Source organism: Gloeobacter kilaueensis JS1, assembly GCF_000484535.1.
GTDB lineage: Bacteria > Cyanobacteriota > Cyanobacteriia > Gloeobacterales > Gloeobacteraceae > Gloeobacter > Gloeobacter kilaueensis.
Window position 1 is genome coordinate 2,377,865 of the sequence record NC_022600.1, and the last position, 18,015, is coordinate 2,395,879.

At 62.3% G+C, this 18,015-nt stretch carries 15 protein-coding genes; 7 read left to right on the plus strand and 8 right to left on the minus strand.

Annotated elements, in window-relative coordinates; genetic code table 11:
• Window positions 1-35 precede the first annotated feature (35 nt).
• Both GKIL_RS11005 and GKIL_RS11010 read right to left on the minus strand, forming a co-directional pair.
• Entirely contained in the window at window positions 36-1,583 is a 1,548-nt protein-coding gene (locus GKIL_RS11005) for a hypothetical protein (protein WP_023173666.1), read from the minus strand.
• A 240-nt stretch (window positions 1,584-1,823) separates the two neighbouring features.
• Window positions 1,824-2,999 carry a tetracycline resistance MFS efflux pump gene (locus GKIL_RS11010; RefSeq protein WP_041243893.1) on the minus strand — a complete coding sequence of 392 codons (1,176 nt, stop codon included), beginning with the start codon at window positions 2,997-2,999 and terminating at the stop codon, window positions 1,824-1,826.
• A 120-nt stretch (window positions 3,000-3,119) separates the two neighbouring features.
• Between GKIL_RS11010 and GKIL_RS11015 the strand changes: the two genes are divergently transcribed.
• A complete protein-coding gene (locus GKIL_RS11015; RefSeq protein WP_245595837.1) occupies window positions 3,120-5,213 on the plus strand; it encodes a transglycosylase domain-containing protein in 2,094 nt (697 codons plus the stop codon).
• 51 nt (window positions 5,214-5,264) lie between these two features.
• Here the strand turns inward: GKIL_RS11015 and GKIL_RS22640 are convergent, their stop codons facing one another.
• From GKIL_RS22640 to GKIL_RS25270, 5 genes are all read right to left on the minus strand, one after another.
• Window positions 5,265-6,914, minus strand: coding sequence for a WD40 repeat domain-containing protein (locus GKIL_RS22640; protein ID WP_023173669.1), 1,650 nt, complete (start codon window positions 6,912-6,914; stop codon window positions 5,265-5,267).
• Between the two features lie 34 nt (window positions 6,915-6,948).
• Window positions 6,949-7,803 carry a hypothetical protein gene (locus GKIL_RS11025; protein ID WP_023173670.1) on the minus strand — a complete coding sequence of 285 codons (855 nt, stop codon included), beginning with the start codon at window positions 7,801-7,803 and terminating at the stop codon, window positions 6,949-6,951.
• A 196-nt stretch (window positions 7,804-7,999) separates the two neighbouring features.
• Window positions 8,000-8,278: a 30S ribosomal protein S19 gene (gene rpsS, locus GKIL_RS11030; RefSeq protein ID WP_023173671.1), complete on the minus strand. Its 279-nt coding sequence runs from the start codon at window positions 8,276-8,278 to the stop codon at window positions 8,000-8,002.
• Window positions 8,279-8,286: 8 nt separating this feature from the next.
• Complete coding sequence (gene rplB / locus GKIL_RS11035; RefSeq protein WP_023173672.1) at window positions 8,287-9,129, minus strand: 50S ribosomal protein L2; 843 nt, start codon at window positions 9,127-9,129, stop codon at window positions 8,287-8,289.
• Between the two features lie 120 nt (window positions 9,130-9,249).
• Entirely contained in the window at window positions 9,250-9,516 is a 267-nt protein-coding gene (locus GKIL_RS25270; RefSeq protein ID WP_023173673.1) for a hypothetical protein, read from the minus strand.
• Window positions 9,517-9,863: 347 nt separating this feature from the next.
• Between GKIL_RS25270 and GKIL_RS11045 the strand changes: the two genes are divergently transcribed.
• From GKIL_RS11045 to GKIL_RS11060, 4 genes are all read left to right on the plus strand, one after another.
• Entirely contained in the window at window positions 9,864-10,808 is a 945-nt protein-coding gene (locus tag GKIL_RS11045) for a ribose-phosphate pyrophosphokinase (RefSeq protein WP_187293929.1), read from the plus strand.
• Window positions 10,809-10,884: 76 nt separating this feature from the next.
• A complete protein-coding gene (locus tag GKIL_RS11050) occupies window positions 10,885-11,604 on the plus strand; it encodes a TIGR00297 family protein (protein ID WP_023173675.1) in 720 nt (239 codons plus the stop codon).
• A gap of 145 nt (window positions 11,605-11,749) precedes the next feature.
• A complete protein-coding gene (locus GKIL_RS11055; protein WP_023173676.1) occupies window positions 11,750-12,403 on the plus strand; it encodes an orange carotenoid protein N-terminal domain-containing protein in 654 nt (217 codons plus the stop codon).
• A gap of 103 nt (window positions 12,404-12,506) precedes the next feature.
• Window positions 12,507-12,890, plus strand: coding sequence for a nuclear transport factor 2 family protein (locus GKIL_RS11060; RefSeq protein WP_023173677.1), 384 nt, complete (start codon window positions 12,507-12,509; stop codon window positions 12,888-12,890).
• Here the strand turns inward: GKIL_RS11060 and GKIL_RS11065 are convergent.
• On the minus strand, window positions 12,887-13,747 hold the full coding sequence (locus GKIL_RS11065) for an alpha-ketoglutarate decarboxylase (protein ID WP_023173678.1): 861 nt from the start codon (window positions 13,745-13,747) through the stop codon (window positions 12,887-12,889). The genes GKIL_RS11060 and GKIL_RS11065 overlap by 4 nt on opposite strands.
• A 245-nt stretch (window positions 13,748-13,992) precedes the next feature.
• Here GKIL_RS11065 and GKIL_RS11070 point away from each other — a divergent pair, with 245 nt between their 5' ends.
• Complete coding sequence (locus GKIL_RS11070; protein ID WP_023173679.1) at window positions 13,993-14,331, plus strand: P-II family nitrogen regulator; 339 nt, start codon at window positions 13,993-13,995, stop codon at window positions 14,329-14,331.
• A 56-nt stretch (window positions 14,332-14,387) separates the two neighbouring features.
• Entirely contained in the window at window positions 14,388-17,984 is a 3,597-nt protein-coding gene (gene uca / locus GKIL_RS11075) for an urea carboxylase (RefSeq protein WP_023173680.1), read from the plus strand.
• The last annotated feature ends 31 nt before the right edge of the window (window positions 17,985-18,015 follow it).

Sequence of the window (18,015 nt, forward strand, 5' to 3'; positions counted from 1 at the left end):
AAGCGCTCAGAAAGTCGAGCGATTATCGATCGTGGCTAGTTCGGAGCGTGGACGCCGGTGCTCGTAAAGTCAAACGAGCCCTCAGTGTTGAAGTTATAGCCCGAGCCGTTGTCGGTGGCCGAGATCGTCTGCTTGATCGAGCCGGGGAAGGGACGGGTCTGGAGGTTGGTGCCGTAGGGGTCGCTGTACCAGGTGGTCCGCCCACCGGCATTGTTGATCTCGATGTTGCCGAATTTGCCAACGACGCGGTGTGCGCCGTTGAAGGGCGAGTCCGGGTTGTCGTAGGTCCACTCGGGATGCTTGAGCACCTGGTTGCAGGCACTGCTGCCGTGGACGGTATCGCCGTTGGGCTCGACCAGGGTGCAGATGCCGATACTGTAGGCGAGGCTGTCGGACTGGGCCGGGTCGTAGTAGCGCACCGGATTGAGCACGGCAAATTCGGGTGTGATAAAGACGATGGGCCCCGGTTCGTCCGGCGACACCAGCCGCAGGGTGGGCTGCCAGGATTCGTAGAGCCCGCCGAAGGTGCCCGCCGCATCGTTGGGACTGAACTGGGACGTTTGCCCCTCGGGCACAAGGATGTATTGCTTGATGCAACTTAGATCCGGGATGGCGCGGGCGGTGCCGGTAAAGCCGTCGGGCGAATCCATCGGCATCGGCTCGGCAGTGGCGATCGTCTTGGAGCGGTTGCAGCCCTCGGTAAATTCACCCCCATTGCCGAAGGGCGAGAGCAGGTTGAGGGCGAGCTGGTTGCCGTCGCTGCAGCGGGCGTAGTAGCCGACCTCGTGCAGGTTGTTGCTGAAGGCGTCCGGCGAGTGGGTGCCCTGGTGGACGTGGGTGAGGATGCTGCACTTGATGCGCGAGTTGTTGAGGGCCCTGGTGTTGTTTGTCCAGTTGATCTTGTGGCCGACATGATCTTCGTGGCGCATATCGACCAGCCCCTGATTGGCGGCGTAGGTGTCGAGGGCTTCGTTCGCCGCCCCAAAGGGCACCCCGCCCGTCAGATCAAAGACGGCGGAGCCGCTCGGATCTTTGCCGTGCTCGTGGCCAAAGGTGCAGCCGGTGGCCGGATCGATGGGCGGGTGCCAGGTGGGATAGAGTTTGCCGCCCGGCCCAATAACCGCGTAGCTGTTGTGAATATCTACCGAACAGGTATCCCAGACGGTCGGCGTCCAGATGCCGTAAGCGGCGCTCAGGGGCACCGAGCGGGTGATCAGGGTGGCGCTCATGGGGGCGATGGGACCGGCGGCGGTGGAGCCGTCGATCTTAAGCAGACTGCGGCCCGCGAAGGTCCAGGGCGTCGTCCAGACATAGAGCGTCGCCCGATCGCGCCCGATCACAAAGCGGCCCTCCGCTCCCCAGGGCAGGCCGTGGACGGCCAGGCGCGCCCTTCGATCCAGGTGTTTGATCTGAAGTTCGTAGCGCGTGCGCGCACCGGCGGCGACCGTGCGGGTGAGGGCTGCCGGTGCCAGGCTATCGGCACTTACCGCACCGTTGCCGACAAAAAATAGACCCAAAATGCCGACAAAAACCAGAAAAGCTGTCGCCGTCGTGGCCAACAGCCAGAACTGCTTCGAGCGCATAGGTTTACCCCTACATAACTGTCAAGAGCACAAAAACAAGTACAGCAAGATCTAAAAATCTAGCTGCGACGACTTGCGTATAATTTTTTGCCCTGGCCTGCCGGCCCCAGGCAAATAAAAGCAGGAGAGCGGTCGATCCGTGGGTGGCGGCGTGGAAGATCGCCTTGTCTCTGCCAAGGAGTGTATCAGCCCCTTCGGACGCAATTTATTTTCCCGCCCATATAGGGGAGGGGCCGTAGCTCAGCGGACAGCGAGGACGCGCAGGTTCAAAAAGACGAAACCCAGCGCCAACAGGAGCGTCACTGCCCCGCCCCAGAAGGGCACCAGCTGCCCGAGATAGTCGTAGCTGCTGCTTGCGGCGAGGGGACCGAGTACCTGGCCCAGACTCACCAGCGACTGGGCACCGCCCAGTACCCGGCCCTGATCGCTGGCCGTGGCAGTATTCGAGAGCAGGCCCCTGAGCGAAGGGGTGGCAAGGCCCACCCCCAGGGCCAGCACGCCCTGGGTGAGGTAGAGCCAGCTACCGGCAGGAATCAGGGCAATCAGGGCAAAGGCAAAACAGATGCAGCCCAGGCCGCTCAGGGCCAGGCGCGGCTCGCCAAAGCGCGGCACCAGTTGACGGATGAGCCAGCCCTGGACAAAGGTCGAGACCACACCGATGAAGGCAAAGACCCAGACCACCTGGGCCGGTCCCCAACCGAAGCGGTCCTTAATCGAGAGGGCAAAGATGCTCGTAAAACCGGCGAAGGCAAAGTTAAACAAAAAAAAGCCCACCAGCAGGCCCCGGATCTTCCCATCGCCCACCAGCCGCGACAGTTGCTTGAACGGGTTCAAGGCGTCGAGGCCGCTGCGGCGCTGGCGCTTTTCGGGCGGCAGGGACTCTTTGAGGGTAAAGCTGCCCAACAGCAAGTTAAAAAGCGCCAGCGCACCGGCAAAGTAGACCGGAGCGTTGAGGTCAAAGTGGACGAGTGCCCCGCCAATCGCCGGTCCAAGGATAAATCCGAGGCCAAAGGCCGCCCCGATGAGGCCAAACGCCCCGGTGCGCTTCTCAGGCGGGGTGGTATCGGCGATGTATGCCTGGGCGGTGGAGACGACGCCACCGGTTGCCCCGGCGATCGTGCGCGCCAAAAAGAGCACCCACAGCTGGTTTGCCAGGGCAAACAGAAAGTAGCCGACGCTGGTGCCAAAGACACAAATAAGCAGCACCGGTCGGCGGCCAAAGCGGTCGGAGAGCGTTCCGAGCACCGGTGTGGCAAGAAACTGGGCGATCGAGAAGCTCGATGTGAGTAGACCGATCGTCAGGGCGTCGGAGCGAAAGCGCTCGACCAGGTAGGGCAACACCGGTACCAGGAGGCTGCCGCCCATCAAGTCGATGAAGACCGTCAACAACACAAACAGCAGGGGCGACCTGGGCATTCGATACCGGGCAGCGCACATTCATCGATCCTATGCCGGTTTGCCCTCCCCGAAGCGGTGTAAGCGCATACCGTCTGGGCGGCAGTATAATCGTTGAGCTTTCGCACCCTATCTACAACCTTGACGACAGAGACCACTCCCCCCGCCGCACTGCCGGGTAAGCGCTCTTCGCTCATCAGCTGGCGAGTGGTGGGCCGGGTCGCGATGGCGCTATTTTTGCTTTTTGGGGCGCTCGCCGTCGGGGCACTGTTGGGGCTGGCCCTCAGTTTTCGCAATCTGCCGGATGTGCGCCAGCTCAAGTCCTTTAAACCCAGCGAACCGACCCGGATCACCGACATCGCAGGCCAGCCCATCGCGATCGTGCGCGGGGAGGCGAACCGCCAGGTGGTGCGCCTTGCCAACATCTCCCCCTACTTGAGCCGGGCGGTGCTCGCCATCGAAGACGACCGCTTCTACGAGCACTCGGGCATCCGCATCGACACGCTGCTGCGGGCGGCGGTCGCCAACTTCATGGAGGGCCGCACCGTCCAGGGCGGCTCGACGATCACCCAGCAGCTGATTAAAAATCTTTTTCTCAGTCCCGAGCGCTCGCTCGATCGCAAGGTGGCGGAGGCGGTGCTCGCCCTGCGGCTGGAGCAGTCCTTCGACAAAAAGCAGATCCTCGAGATGTACCTCAATCAGGTCTACTGGGGACACAGCTACTACGGCATCGAGACCGCCGCCCGTGGCTACTTCGACAAGCCCGCCAAAAATCTCAATTTGGCAGAGGCGGCGCTGTTGGCCGGAATGCTGCGCGCTCCGGAGGTCTATTCGCCCGTGCGCAATCTCAATAAGACGATCGTTCGTCAGCGGGTGGTGCTCGATCGGATGGTGGAGCTGGGCTGGATTACCAAAGCCGAAGCGGACAAAGCCAAACTCACAAAGCTCAAAGTGGCCCGCAGCAAGTCGCTCTTTACCCTGACCAAAGCCCCTTACTTCAGCACCTACGTCATCCAGGAATTGATCCGCAAGTACGGGCGCGACAGCGTGCTCAAAGGCGGCCTGCGCGTTCAGACAAGCATCGATCTGCGCCTGCAGAATATCGCCGAGCAGACCGTCAAGCGCGCTGCCGTCTCGCTGCGCGACCGCCGGGTGTCCCAGCTTGCCCTGGTGGCGATGGACCCGCGCACCGGCTATATCAAGGCAATGGTAGGCGGCGTCGATTTTAACAAAAGCCAGTACAACCGGGCGACCCAGGCGGCCCGCCAGCCCGGCTCCACCTTCAAACCCTTCGTCTACTACGCCGCCCTCGCCAGCGGCAGGTACACCCCCGACACGCCGATCGACGATTCACCGGCCTGCTTTGGCGGTTACTGCCCCAAGAACTACGACAGCCGCTACTGGGGCGGGATGACCGTGCGCTACGCCCTGGCCCAGTCGCGCAACGTGCCGGTGGTCAAGATCGCCAACAGCCTCGGCATGAATCAGGTGATCCTCCAGGCGCGCCGGGCCGGGCTTACCAGCCCCCTCGAACCGTACCTCACCACCGCCATCGGGGCGGGGGGGCTCTCACCCCTTGAGCTGGCACGGGGCTACTCGGCCTTTGCCAACGGCGGCTATCGGATCACTCCCACGGCGATCTTGCAGGTGACCGACCAGCAGGGCAATATTCTTGAGCAAAATTTGCCCGTGCGGGAGCACACCCTCAAATCCGGCTCCGTCAAGCTGCTCAACTCGATGCTGATGGGGGTGGTGAGCGGCGGCACTGGGACAGCGGCCCAACTGAATGGCGGCAGGCCGGTGGCGGGCAAGACCGGCACGACCTCCGACTGGCGCGACGCCTGGTTTGCTGGCTACGTTCCGCAACTGGTGACGGTGATCTGGGTCGGAAACGACGACTTTCATAAACCCCTGGTGCGCTCGACCACCGGCGGCACCTACGTCGCCCCGGTCTGGAAAGCCTTTATGGATCAGGCCCTCAAGGGCCAGCCCGTCCTGCCCTTTCCTGGCTACGAACCGGCCAAACCGGACGAAAAAGCGGACAAAGAAGCTAAGAGCGGCACGTCCGACGAAGAAGCCCCCAAACCGCGCCGCCGTCGCCGCCACCGCGCCGCACCGCCCGTCGATGCCGAGGCTGCCCCTGCTGCTCCTTCGACGCCTTCACCGGCAGCAGAACCCGCCCCTGCTGCTCCTTCGGAGTTGCCGCCCCAACAGCCCCAGGAGCCGTCGCCCTAAAGCCTGGTGAGGGGCTATGCCTCCCGTACTGACCCATCCCCCGTACCAGAGTTAGACGGCGCTTGGCCTGTGGCCGGTTGTGGGCACTGCCGAGGTGACGCTCAAGCCGGCGGGCTGCCAGACGCGCAGGGTGGCGTCGCGGATGCCGCCGTAGAGCAGATGGCCATCGGGGCTGAACTTGAGCGATAAGATCCACTCCGGCTGGCGGAAGGTGCGCAGCAGTCGTCCCGAGTCGGCCTGCCAGAAGCGGACGGTGCCGTCGATGCTGCCGCTTGCGACCAGTTTGCCGTCCGGCTCCAGGGCCACCGCCGTTACCCGGTCGCGATGGCCGCGCAGGCGGGTGCGCAGGCGGCGGGTGGGCACATCCCAGAGGGCCACCGTCCCGTCCCAGCTGGCGCTTGCCAGGGTGCGGCCATCCTGGCTCCAGTCGAGGGCGCGCACGGCGTCGGTGTGGCCTGTGAGGGTGGCGAGCAAGCTGCCGGTGGCCGGGTCCCAGAGGCGAATTTTGTGATCTTTGCCGCCACTGGCGAGGAGGCGCTGGTCGGGACTGAAGGCGACTGCAAAAGTCCAGCTCCGGGTGCGCAGACCGCGCAATAGCCTGCCGGTGCGCAGATCCCAAAGCCGAATGGTCCGATCGACGCCGCCGCTTGCAAGCTGGTGGCCGTCGCTGCTGATTGCCAGCGACCAGACCGGCTCGGTGTGGCCGACCAGGCTCGCGAGCAAGCTGCCGGTGGCCGGGTTCCAGAGGCGAATCTGTTGATCGCTGCCGGCACTGACCAGCGTCTTGCCGTCGGGTGTAAAGACAACCGTGCGCACCGGCCCGCGATGGGCGCTCAGCTTGCGCAGCACCAGCCCACCGTCGGCGCTCCAGAGCTTGACCGCGCCGGTGGCATCGCCACCGGCGTAATAGTGGCCGTCGGGGCTGATCGCCGTCGCCCAGATCGGGCTGGTGTGACTGACGAGCAGCCGCTCGCTGGCCCGCACCCAGGGCTGTTGCGGCGGCAGGGCGGCAACAGTTGGTCTGGAGGGGACACTCGCCCTCGGGCCGACTGTTGCAGAAGAGCGATACAGGTTGACGAACCCCGTGGCACAGACGACGATTGCCGCTGCGCTCGCCACCAGCAAAAGCGAGGGCCGCAATCCGCCTGAGCGCTCCTGCGGCAGTACTGCCCCCACTGCACCGAGCCGCTCGCTGGGGGCGAACAGTCGAATCGGCTGCCGTTTGCGGTAGATCGCTACAGCACTTTCTTGCAGTGCCCTGGGCACTGCAATGCCGGGACGGAGGGCCGCGTGGGCGATCAGATCGGCGAAGGCGGACGGGGCAGGCGGCTGTTTTAGATAGCGGCGCTCGATAAATTGGGACGGACCTGCCTCCAGACAGGCAAAGATCGCCGAAAGTTGCTCCTCATCGAGCGGGGCACACAGGCAGTAACACAGAAAGTACGGCACGTTGGCCCGGCCCATCTCATCGCGGCCATCGTTGAACAACCAGCCAAACAGTGTGCGCTCACTCGCCGGATCCCAATGCACGATCGCTGCTCGAAAATCTGGGGGCGGCGGTGCGTAAGCGTCCCAGTAGCGCGCCACGATCTGCTCGCTAAAAGCATCGACCGTATCCGCATCGACGCGGTCGCAGGCCAGGGTGACAAAACCTTTTTCTGGAAGGCTGGTATAGATCAGGGGTTCTAAGGAGACAGACATAGCGATGAAGAGCGATACAGAACAACGATAATCCTCAGCGGGTTTTGATGGGCACAGACTGCTGGGTGGGCGGCACCAGCAACTTTTCCAGCACACCCGGTTCTAGTGGCAGCGCCGTCTTGCCGCCTATCAGTCCAGCCAGCCAGCGACTCATCGCCTGTGCCCAACCGTCGCGCTCAGCAGCATAGATCTCAGAGGCCAGCCAGACAAATGCCTCCGCTGCGTGCTGTACCTCGATGGTAGACTCAGCAGCCTGGGTGCGAATATTGACTCCACTCAAAAAGCCCCGGCACTGACTGCCCAGCGCCTGCAACTGCTCGACAAAAACCTGCAACTTCTGCTGCAGTGCAGCGTACGGATCGCTCGCCTGCAGCTGATCGCACTTGGTAAGCACGATCGCAAAGGGATAGCGCAGGTGATTGAACGCCGCCAGCCGGGCAATCGTCAGCGCCTGATCGCGGATGTCGGCTGTTTTTTCGAAGTAGCCTTCCTCGTGCAGTAGCGCCTGGGCATCGAAGAAGATGCAGCAGCCGTGGGAAGCCCAGGTCAGCTCTTGAAACGCAGCGCTCTGCTGATGGCAGATTTCGCCCGGAACATCCTGCCAGCGAAAGTGGCAGAGGGTGCGCCTGCCAAAAACTCCCCGGCCCTGGAGGGTGAAATAAAAGCTGCTGATACTGGCGGTGGCGGGCGGATACTCGCCGGTGCGGACCATGTAATTTAAAAGTTTGTCGATCCGCTCTTGCGATTCTAGATTGCGGCATTCGAACCAGAAGGGCCGTGCTCGATCCGGGCGGGTGCGTGAGCAACTGGCAGCCAGAAAGACTGTCTTGCCCACTCCCCGCTGACCAATGCTCAAAAGGGTGAAGGTTTTATGGTTTCTGGGGGGCATAAGCGTCGTTGCGCCGTGACGATAAGCTGAACGTTGCGCAGAGCTTACGAAGGTGGAAGGGCAAACTCCCCTCGCCCAGATGTTAGCGCGCATCGCCGCAGTTGATGCACCCTGCCGACAATCTCAATGACTGTTAACGTTCATCGGCGCACAAAAAAACCGGTGGAGTGTCCACCGGTCCTTGCGTGTGGCTCTCTTAGCGTTTGCCCTTTTTGTCTTTGCCTGCGTGGCCTTTGAAGATGCGGGTGGGCACAAACTCGCCCAGCTTGTGGCCGACCATCTGCTCGGTGACGTAGACCGGGATGTGGTCCTTGCCGTTGTGGACCGAGATGGTGTGGCCGATCATCTGCGGTACGACCGTCGAGGCGCGCGACCAGGTCTTGATGATCCGCTTTTCGTTTTTGCTGTTTAGCGTCTCGATCTTGCGCAGCAGGTGATCGGCGACGAATACGCCCTTTTTGAGTGAACGTCCCATGACTGTGATTAACCCCGACCGGAGACGGTTTTACGACGACGAATGATGAACTTGCCCGAGGGCTTTTTGCGGTTGCGGGTCTTGGTGCCGAGGGCACTCTTGCCCCAGGGGGTCTGGGGTTTGCCGCCGATCGGGCTTTTGCCCTCTCCACCACCGTGGGGGTGATCGACCGCGTTCATGACCACGCCCCGGTTGTGGGGCCGCTTACCGAGCCAGCGCTGCCGACCGGCCTTGCCGATCGAGATGTTTTTGGCATCGAGGTTGCCGACCTGACCGAGGGTGGCGTAGCACTCCTTGCGGACGATGCGCACCTCGCCGGAGGGCAGCCGCAAGGTGACGTAATCGCCCTCTCTGGCCACCAGCTGGGCGACAGCCCCCGCAGCGCGGGCCATCTGGCCGCCCCGACCGGGCAACAGCTCGATGTTATGAACGTTGGAACCGAGCGGCATCTTCTCAAGGGGCAGGGCGCAACCGAGTTCGATCGGCGCGTCCTCGCCGGCACTGATCTGCGCTCCTACCTTCAACCCGACTGGATGAAGGATGTAGCGCTTTTCGCCATCGGTGTACTGCACCAGGGCGATGCGGGCGTTGCGGTTGGGATCGTACTCGATGGCGAGCACCTCCGCCGGGATGCCCCGCTTGTCGCGCTTGAAGTCGATCAGGCGATACTTGCGCTTGTGGCCGCCACCGCGAAAGCGGCTGGTGATCACACCCTGGTTGTTGCGGCCCTGCTTGCGGTGGTTGTACTTGGTGAGCTTTTTTTCGGGCTTGCTCTTGGTGACCTCGGCAAAGTCTGCACCGGAGCGCTGGCGCGTGCCCGGTGTCATTGGCCGATATTTACGAATGCCCATAGTGCATCTGCTCCTACTTACTGCCAGACAGGCAGTTCCGGCGGGCGGCTGGACCGGCTTGTTGCCGGTGCCACCACAATAGCGACAATGCACAAGTGTACAGAATTTTGAGACGTTCGTCTAGATCGACGCGGCCTTCTTGTTGAGAAACTGAATATCCGCCGGGTTGACGAAGTGGCAGCGCGCGTGAAAACCGTCTTCGGAATCATCCACGCAAATATAAGCCCAGCCCGCCTCCGTTTCTTCGATGAGCGTATAGGTCTCCTCGGAGACGAAAAATCCCTGGTGGTTGCGCGTGTCCGGCAATACCTTGACGTGGGGCTTGACGCCGTGGACACGGTTTTCGGCCAACTCACCCGCACGCATCTGGATGATCTTGCTCTCCATAGCTCGACACCTCCGAGTATTCCTGGATACCAAACTGGGTGCTGTCAGAGTACCATTCGCCTGCTTCATATGCGCTCACAATCAAGGCATTTTTAATTAAGTTTGAATACGTTTTCAACCTGTGGACTCCGGACATCGATCGCGGTCGTCCCTTTGATCCCCGCGCCCAGATGCCGCTCCAGGTAAGCTGGACGGCAGCGGGACTGTGTTAAACTGTCTGCGGCCCCATCCGGCAATTTGACTGGTGGTAGCGCCTGGCTGGTTCGACACCTCTATATATGGAGTCCGAAGTGGTTCTACCTGCTGATTTGCTGCCGCGCCGGTCGGCCCTGCAACCGGTCCGCCTGATGGGCGACGAGCGCCTGCGCCTGTTCTCCGGTTCAGCCAATGCGGAGCTGGCGCAGCTGGTGGCCCGCTATCTGGGGCTGGCACCGGGGCCGCTGGTGCGCAAGTCCTTCGCCGACGGCGAGGTTTATGTACAGATTCAAGAATCGATTCGTGGCTGCGACGTCTACTTGATCCAGCCCACCTGCGCGCCGGTCAACGATCACCTGATGGAGATGCTGATCTTGATCGACGCCTGCCGCCGCGCTTCGGCCCGCCAGATCACAGCGGTCATTCCTTACTACGGTTACGCCCGCGCCGACCGCAAGACCGCCGGGCGCGAATCGATCACAGCCAAGCTCGTCGCCAACTTGATTACGGCAGCAGGGGTGGACCGGGTGCTGGCGATGGACCTGCACTCCGCCCAGATCCAGGCGTACTTTGACATTCCCCTCGATCACGTCTACGGCTCGCCGGTGCTTTTGCAGTACATCAAGGACCGCCAGCTCGAAGATATCGTGATCGTCTCCCCCGATGTGGGCGGTGTGAGCCGGGCGCGGGCCTTTGCCAAAAAGCTCGACGACGCTCCCCTGGCCTTTGTCGATAAGCGCCGCCAGGCCCACAACGAAGTCGAAGTGATGAATCTGGTGGGCGACGTTCACGGCAAGACGGCGATCCTCGTAGACGACATGATCGACACCGCCGGTACGATCTCCGAGGCGGCCAGAGTGCTCTTAGAGCGCGGTGCCCGCGAGGTCTACGCCTGTGCCACCCACCCGGTCTTTTCGGCCAACGCCATCGAACGGCTCTCCGACGGCACCTTTACCGAAGTGATCGTCACCAACACGATCCCCGTCGCTCCCGAGCGCCGCTTTCCGCAACTGCGCATCCTCTCCGTAGCTGATCTGCTGGGTGAGGCGATCTGGCGCATCCACGAAGATTCTTCCGTAAGCAGTATGTTCCGCTAGCCTGTCTGAATTTTTTGTTGCCCAGATTTGCTGCCGGACCAGGCTACCGCCCACACAAGCGAGGGGGCATCAGCCGATGCAGAGTGTCACCAACTGGCTCGCTGCCCTTGTTGTCAACACGGTTCTGCTGTTGCCGGCGATCCCGGCAAAGTTGCTCACCAACTGGGGCCTTCTCAACGCCTGGATCTTGGGAGTGATCGTCTGGGGCGGTCTGGGCTGGCGCGGCTACTCGATCGTGCTGGTGTACTTTGCTGCCGGTACGCTCATCACCCGCGTCGGCTTTGCGCGCAAGGCCGCCAGGGGCATCGCCGAAAAGCGCGGCGGACAGCGCGGACCCGAGAACGTCTGGGGTTCAGCGGCGGTCGCTGCCTTCTGCACCCTGGGCTATCTGGTCCATCCCCAGCCGCTCTGGCAACTCGCTTACACGGCGAGCCTCGCCACCAAGCTCTCCGATACGACGGCTACCGAGGTCGGCAAAGCCTACGGCAGAACCACCTTTTTGATTACGACCCTCAGGCCCGTCCCAGCCGGTACCGAGGGGGCGGTGAGCGTCGAGGGCACCCTTGCCGGGATCGGGGGTTCGCTCGTCATTGCACTGTGTGGCCTGCTGGTAGGCTTTGTCGATAGCTGGGGCTTCTTATGGTGTCTGGTGGCCGCCTTTGTCGCCACCACCTGCGAAAGCCTGATCGGAGCGACGATTCAGCAGCGCGGCTGGCTCACCAACGAGATGACCAACGTGCTCAACACGGCCATCGGTGCTCTGGTGGCTGCCGCTCTCGCCATCTGGACGCGTTAATCGCGTTAGCAACACTGCCAATCTACGACATCCTTACTGCGATCCCGTTCAGATGTAATAGACAGTGTTCTTTCGCAGGAGGGAAGAACGGCTCTGTAACCTCTCTTAGGGTGGTAGTACAAGCAATTCAGGAGAGCCATTCTTTATGGACGAACAACAGAAGAATCCAGTAGATGTCGAGCGCACCTACGAACAGGCGGCAGAATTGATGCAACCGGCAAAAGAACGGACCGGTCAGACGTTTGCTCCAGCAGGAGAGGGTACCCGCATTTCCAGTCAAGAAGTCTCCGATATCGTCGATAAGGCTCTCGACAGTGAAGCTCCGGAAGCCGCTCGTTCAGAGGTTGTTCAGCAAACGGTCGAGCAATTCAAGACCCTCGATGTCGATAGCAAACTGGCGGTCCTGTACTACCTGTACGAGGCGATGGGCGAATCCGTGACCCCCGCTGCCCCCGGTGCTGCTGATATAGAATTGACCAATGCTTTCTTCAGCGAATTCAATGCTCTACCCCAGGGCGAAGCGCAGTTAGAAGCGATGCGTTCCCTCGTGCGCTGCGACGACAACGCCCTCGGTCGCGAGTACGGCAAGCTCAGCGAGAACAACAAGCTCCTTATCTGGTACCTGCTTGCCGAGCGGATGGGCAAGGACGTGATCGCGATGCCGGAGGACTACCAGCTCAACGACATCGGGCAGCAAAATCTTGTTCACGTCAAGGAACTGGACTTTGAGCAGCAGATCACTTTCCTGCGGGATGTGGTCGAGCCGATGGGCCGCAATCCGATTCAAAGGGCAGTCTAAACTCCTTCGATCAAGACTGGGGCTATTTGTCAGATGGCTCCAGTCCTCGCTGAAAAAAGTTGCATTCATTTTGCCAGCCACTACCAGTCAGGGAAGGCCACAGTTGGAACCACTCACCAGCGAAAAAGCGACCCATTACCCCAGGACCGTTGCCCGCTACGTCGAGGCTTTCAATACTCAGGATCTGGAGACTCTCGGTGCGTTATTTTTGCCGCAGGCGGTGCTTGTAGCACCCGTCGATGTCCAGGTCCGGGGCCGCGAGGCAATTGTCGATTACATCGCCCAAAAGGGCCAGGGAATGCGCATCGAACCGCTCGACATCGAACTGGTAGAAGACACGATTTGCCTGAGCGGCAGAATCCATGCTCCTGCCTTTCACCTGCGCGCCCGCTGGCACTTTCGCCTTATAGACGAACAGATTGCCCGGCTGCACCTGCGCCTTTTGGCCTCGCTGCAGGAGTTGCTGCCGCTCAAAGACCAGGCTTAGCGCAGGCGCAGGGGTTCTGCGAGGGTGAGGGTGAGCGGCTTATCGGATTTGACAATCACGACCGGGGAACTGGCGCTCGCTGCACCGGCTCCGGCTCCGATGCCACCGCCCACCAGAATCGGAATCAGGCCGAGGCCGCCGGTAAAAAGCGAGATGATCGCCCCACCCGCCGCGCCGATCAAAGCGCCGTTGCCCGCCTCCGCCCCGACATTGCGGCGCGGGTCGGTCTGGGTAGGCAGGGTCTCCGTCTGGGCCTTGAAGTTATAGATCCGATCACCTATCGCCACGCGCTCGGCGACAAAGCGCGAACCCTCCGGCCAGTGGGAGCGGTCGCGGAGTTCCCGCCGGGCGGTGGCAGGATCTTCTTCTTTCTCGTTTTTGACCGGCTGGAAGGAGCCCCAGACGGTGCTGCCTTTGGGGATGACCACATCGCCCAGCGTATCGCGCACGTCGTCAGCTACCTGCAGGGTCATCGCCAGGGTGTCGGTCGGGCTGTAGGTCAACTCGCGCAGGACCGAGGCCGTAAACTGGGTGCCCTTCGGCAGATCGTACTGGGTGGTGGTGACCTCGAATTTGGGCACCGCCGGTACCAGCGGCTGGGCGGTCGCCGTCGGTTGAACGGGGGCGGGCGACGAAGTATCGTTTGTGGTACCCGGTGAGGCAGGCTGCGGGGTACGCGGCTGCAGATTCGGCGGCGGCGGGATGATCCGCGTCGCTCCGGGAGACGTCAAAGTGGGTGGATTGGCGCTGCTGTTGGCTGGGGCGGGTGGCTTGGTGAAGTTGAACTCCCGCGCCCAGGCGGCCAGCGGTGCCGCCAGATAGCTCGCGAACAGGGCAGTGGCGATGGCCCGACGCATAATGCCTCCACAAACATCGACTGTAAGGGGTCGGTCAACCAGAACGAATGACAAAAACTTACGCCAAGACTACCAGAAAAACTAGATGTGGTGGAACATTTCATTAGACAAGGGGGTGAATCCCTACTTGTAGGCTTCCATTTTTCGCTGACTATTTCGCTCGAAAAAATGGTAGTCTCACCAACATCGCCCGGTGATGGCGGGTGCTATCTAGTAGGCGGTCTGGAGTCTGGTGGAGTAGAAGCTTGAAAAAAATAGAAGCAATTATTCGACCTTTCAAGCTTGACGAGGTAAAGATCGCCCTCGTCAACGCGGGCATCATCGGCATGACCGTGAGCGAGGTGCGCGGCTTTGGTCGTCAAAAAGGTCAGACAGAGCGCTACCGGGGCTCCGAATATACGGTCGAATTTCTGCAGAAGCTCAAAATCGAGGTTGTCGTCGAAGAAGATCTTGTCGATACGGTGATCGACAAGATCATGGTTGCTGCCCGCACCGGCGAAATCGGCGACGGCAAGATCTTCATCTCCGACATCGACAGAGTTGTGCGCATTCGTACCGGCGAGCGCGACGACGAAGCGCTCTAGAATCCGGGCGCTCTTTGTACCGGATTCGTCGATTTTCTGCATTGCCGACCGCCGCCATGTTTACGAAAGTGCTCGTCGCCAACCGTGGCGAGATCGCCTGCCGCATCATCCGTACCCTCGAACGGCTGGGGATCGCCTCGGTAGCGGTCTACTCGGAGGCGGACGCCTACGCGGCCCATGTAGCGGCGGCCAGCGAGGCGGTGGCGATCGGACCTGGGCCGGTGGCCGAGAGTTACCTGAGAGCCGATCGGATCATCGAGGCAGCCCGGCGCACCGGTGCTGAGGCTGTCCATCCGGGCTATGGTCTTTTGAGCGAGAACGCCGATTTTGCCGGGGCGTGCGAGGGGGAGGGGCTTGTCTTTATCGGGCCGACGCCGGCCCAGTTGCGCAGTTTTGGCCTGAAGCACCGGGCGCGGGAGCTGGCGGCTCAAAGCCAGGTGCCGCTGTTGCCGGGAACGGCGATCCTGCAGAGCCTGGAGGAAGCGCAGCAGGCAGCATCCCGCATCGGCTACCCGGTGATGCTCAAAAGCACTGCCGGTGGCGGCGGTATCGGCCTGCGCCTCTGCCGCAGCGAGGCGGTGCTCGCCGAATCGCTGGCAGCGGTCCAGCGCTTGAGTCGCAACAACTTTGCCGAAGAAGGTGTCTACCTCGAAAAGTTCGTCGAGCGGGCCCGCCACATCGAGGTGCAAATTTTTGGCGACGGTCAGGGGCGGGTGGTGGCTCTGGGCGAGCGCGACTGCTCGATCCAGCGGCGCAACCAGAAGGTGATCGAGGAGACGCCGGCACCGCACATCGATGCAGCAGCCCGCCAGGCGCTCTTTGCGGCGGCGGTGCGGCTTGCTCGCTCTGTAAACTATCGCTCCGCCGGCACGGTGGAATTTATCTTTGATGCCCAGGGGGAGGCATTTTATTTTCTGGAGATGAACACCCGCCTGCAGGTGGAGCACGGCGTCACCGAGGCGGTGACAGGTATCGATCTCGTCGAGTGGATGGTGCGGCTGGCAGCCGGAGACGCTTCTTTTTTAGAGGAGCGGGTTAAAAGTACTGGCCATGCAATCGAGGTGCGCCTGTACGCCGAGGATCCCCTCCGGCAGTTTCGGCCCAGCACCGGCACCCTGAACGAGGTGCGCCTGCCCACCTCCGTCCGCTGCGACGGCTGGATAGAACGGGGAAGCGAGATTACACCGTTTTACGATCCGCTCCTGGCCAAGCTCATCGCCGCCGGTACCACGCGCCCTGAGGCGCTTGCCCGCCTTAGAGGCGCACTGGCGGAGTGTGCCATTGCCGGGGTCGAGACCAACCTCGACTACCTGCAGCAGATTACAGCCGACCCCGCCTTTACCCAGGGCCAGCTCACCACCCGCTTTCTCGATCACTTTCACTACGCGCCCCGCTATCTTGAAGTCATCGAAGCCGGTACCCAGACCACGATCCAGGACTATCCGGGCCGGGTCGGCTACTGGGATATCGGGGTGCCGCCCTCTGGGCCCATGGACGCCCTCGCCTTCCGGCTCGCCAACCGCGCCGTGGGCAATCCCTCCTGGGCGGCGGGCCTTGAATGCACCCTCCAGGGGCCGGTGCTGCGCTTTTATACGGACGCACTGATCTGTCTTGCTGGGGCGGCGATGGCTGCGGAGCTGGACGGTGAAGCTGTGCCTTTCTGGCAACCGGTGGCGGTGGCCGCCGGGAGTTGTCTGCGGCTGGGAACGGTCGGCTCGGGCGGCTACCGCACCTATCTCGCGATCCGGGGCGGCTTCGATGTACCTGCCTACCTGGGCAGCCGTTCGACTTTTACCCTGGGCCGCTTCGGCGGCCACCGGGGGCGGACGCTGCTGGCCGGGGATCTGCTGCCGGTGGGCGAGGAGCCAGAAGAGGGCACCGCACCGGCGGCGCTGCCGGCGGCGCTCATTCCGGACTATCCGGGTGCGTGGGAGATCGGGGTGATGTATGGACCCCACGGAGCACCGGACTTTTTTAGTGACCGCGACATCGAGGTTTTTTTTGCCAGCGCCTGGCAGGTCCACTACAACTCCGCCCGCACCGGTGTGCGCCTCATCGGCCCCAAACCCGAATGGGCGCGCAGGGACGGCGGTGAGGCCGGGTTGCATCCTTCTAATATCCACGACAACGCCTACGCGATTGGCACCATCGACTTTACCGGCGACATGCCCGTGATCCTCGGCCCCGATGGGCCGAGTCTGGGGGGCTTCGTCTGCCCCGCAACCATCGTTCAAGCAGAACTGTGGAAAGTCGGTCAGCTCAAACCCGGCGACAGCGTGCGCTTTTTTCGCCTGAGCTTTGAAGACGCCTGTGCCCGCGAGCGCGCCCAGGACGAAAGCATCCGCACCCTCAAGCCTGCCTCGATCGCATCGCAGATTGCCGGTCCCACCGATCGGGCGGTGCTGGGGCAGATCGAGGCTCCCATCGCCGTCGTCTATCGCCAGTGCGGCGACAAGTACCTGCTGGTCGAATACGGGCCGCCGGTGCTCGACCTCAACCTGCGCTTTCGCGTCCACGCCCTGATGGAGTGGTTAAAGGCCCGTCCGCTGCCGGGGATGAAGGAGCTGACCCCCGGCATCCGCTCGTTGCAGGTCCACTTCGACAGCCGCCTGCTCTCAGCACAGGCGCTGCTGGAAGCTCTGGTGGCCGCCGAGGCGCAACTACCGGCTATCGACGAGCTGGAGGTGCCCAGCCGCATCCTGCACCTGCCCCTGAGCTGGGAGGACGAATCGACGCTGCTTGCCATTCGCAAGTACATGCAGTCGGTGCGCGACGATGCCCCCTGGTGCCCGAGCAACATCGAATTTATCCGGCGGATCAACGGCCTTGAAAGCATCGACGAGGTGCGCGAGATCGTCTTTGCTGCCAGTTATCTGGTGCTCGGACTGGGGGATGTCTACCTGGGAGCACCGGTGGCCACGCCCCTCGATCCGCGCCACAGGCTCGTGACGACCAAGTACAATCCGGCCCGCACCTGGACGCCTGAGAACGCTGTGGGCATCGGCGGAGCGTACCTGTGCATCTACGGGATGGAAGGTCCGGGCGGCTACCAGTTCGTGGGCCGCACGGTTCAAGTCTGGAACCGCCTGCGCTCGAGTGCCGACTTCGAGGCCGGTAAACCCTGGCTGTTGCGCTTCTTCGATCAGATTCGCTTCTATCCGGTCACAAGCGCCGAACTGCTGCGCTTTCGCGACGCTTTTTTGCAGGGCCGAGAAAAACTGCGCATCGAAGCAGAAACCTTCAGCCTGCGCCGCTACAACCAGTTTCTCCAGCAGATTGCCCCACAGACGGCTGCTTTCAAAGCGAGACAGCAGGCCGCCTTCGAGCAGGAGCGGGAGCGCTGGCGGCTGAGGGGCGAATTTGACCGGACGGCGACAGAAACGGTGGACCTGCCCGCAGATTCTGCCGACGAACAGGTTGCACTCCCTGCCGGTGCGGTTGCCGTGCGCGCCACTTCCACGGCCAACGTCTGGCAGATCGCCGTAAACAAGGGGGACCGCGTCAGCGAGGGCGACACCCTGGCGGTGCTGGAGTTGATGAAGATGGAGATGACGGTTGCCGCTCCCGTTGCGGGGGTGGTGCTCGACATCCTTTGCACCCAGGGGCGGCTGGTCAGTGCCGACCAGGTGCTCTTTGCACTGCTGCCTGAATAGGAGCCGCCAGGGGGCGCTCAAGCATCGCCCC